The following is a 1,683-nucleotide window of genomic DNA, read 5'->3' on the forward strand; positions in this document are numbered from 1 at the left end:
TCGCGCCCACCGCCGCGGCCGCCCTCGCCGCGCTCGCCGCACGCGGTGTCACCGTCAAGATCCTCACCGGCGACCACCCGGGCACCGCCGCGCGCGCCTGCCGTGACCTGGGCATCGCGCTCGGTGCGGACGCGGTGGTCACCGCCGACTGCACCGACGGCCTGACCGACACCGAACTGGCCCGACTGGCCGCCCGTACGACGGTCTTCGCCCGCTGCACCCCCGAGCACAAGGCGCGGATCAGCGCCGCGCTGCGCACCGGCGGGCACACGGTGGGATTCCTCGGCGACGGTGTCAACGACGTGTCCGCGCTGTGGGCGGCCGACGTCGGCATCGCCCCACACGACGCCACCGACGTGGCCCGAGAGGGCGCCGACGTGGTGCTCGCCGAGAAGGACCTCACCGCCGTCGACCACGCCATCTCCGCGGGCCGCCACAGCGGCGGCAACATCGCCACGTACCTGCGCATCACTCTCTCCTCCAACGTCGGCAATGTCATCGCGATGCTCGCCGCCGGTCTGCTGCTGCCCTTCCTGCCGATGCTCCCGGCCCAGGTGCTGGTGCAGAACCTGTGCTTCGACACGGTGCAGCTCGCCTTCGCCTACGACCGCCCCCATCCGGCCCTGCTACGTCGGCCGGCCGGCCTCGACCCGCGTGCCCTGCTGCGGTTCATCACCGGGTTCGGCATCCTCAACGCGGCGGCCGACCTCGCGACCTTCGGCGTCCTGGCGCTCGCCCTGCACGGCCCAGGCCCGGCCGAGGACGAGGCGGCCTTCCACTCCGGCTGGTTCACCGAGAACCTGATCACCCAGAGCCTGGTGATACTGCTGCTCCGCACCGGCCGCCGGCTCTTCGAGGACCGCCCGCCCGGCCCCGTCGGCTGGACCACCGCCGCCCTCGCGGTCATCGGCCTCGTGCTGCCGCTGTCCCCGCTCGGCCCGCTCCTCGGCCTCACCACACTCCCGCTGGAGTATTACCTGCTTCTCACCGTCGTCCTCGCCCTGTACGCCGCCGGGCTCGTACTGGCTCGCAGCCGCTATGCGCGGAACCTTCCAGAGGAAGTCGAAGCGGGCGGATTCGAGTATTCCGGGTGCTAGCCGGGGCGGCGGTGCCGCTCGGACGGGACCTCACGCGCCCGGTGCTGCGTGCGGCCGGTCCGGTTTCTTGCCCATGTACCTTTCGCCGCCGGAGCCGCCCGCCGGGCGCGGAGTCCTCGGCTCCGCGCTCTCGTGCGCCTGGAGACGAAGGCCGGCCGATGTCCGTTCTGACTTTTCCCGAAGCCGTGGGCGTAGGCCCACTGCAAGGCGTCACCGAACTGTTCCCCGTCTCCAGTCAGGGGCACAGCATCCTGATAGCCGCACTGCTCGGCGGGCACTGGAAACACGAACTGGACGTCTCCGCCGAGGACGCCCTGTACCTCAACGGCCTAGTTGGCCTCCACCTGACCACCGCGCTGGCGCTCGTCGTCCACTTCTGGCGTGACCGGGTGCGCTTGATCCGCGGACTGGCCACGTCCGTCACCCAGCGGCGCATCGAGACCGTGGACCAGCGCATCGCCTGGCTGATCGTCACCGCTTGCGTCCCGGTCGCAGCAGGCAGATGGCGTGCTCCGTCACTGACCCCGGGACCAAGGATGTCGCGGACGCGGTTCGCTCCGCTTACCGTCTGCCGCGCGTACGACCG

2 protein-coding genes are annotated in these 1,683 nt (G+C 71.5%); both read left to right on the forward strand.

Annotated elements, in window-relative coordinates:
• Positions 1 to 1,097, forward strand: a 1,097-nt coding sequence (locus ACWEN3_RS46260) for an HAD-IC family P-type ATPase (protein WP_452984417.1), incomplete at its 5' end; no start/stop codon positions are given.
• Between the two features lie 158 nt (positions 1,098 to 1,255).
• Positions 1,256 to 1,683: undecaprenyl-diphosphate phosphatase (locus ACWEN3_RS46265; RefSeq protein WP_452984419.1), on the forward strand; the 428-nt coding region annotated here is incomplete at its 3' end.

It is taken from the genome of Streptomyces sp. NPDC004561 (genome assembly GCF_053602155.1).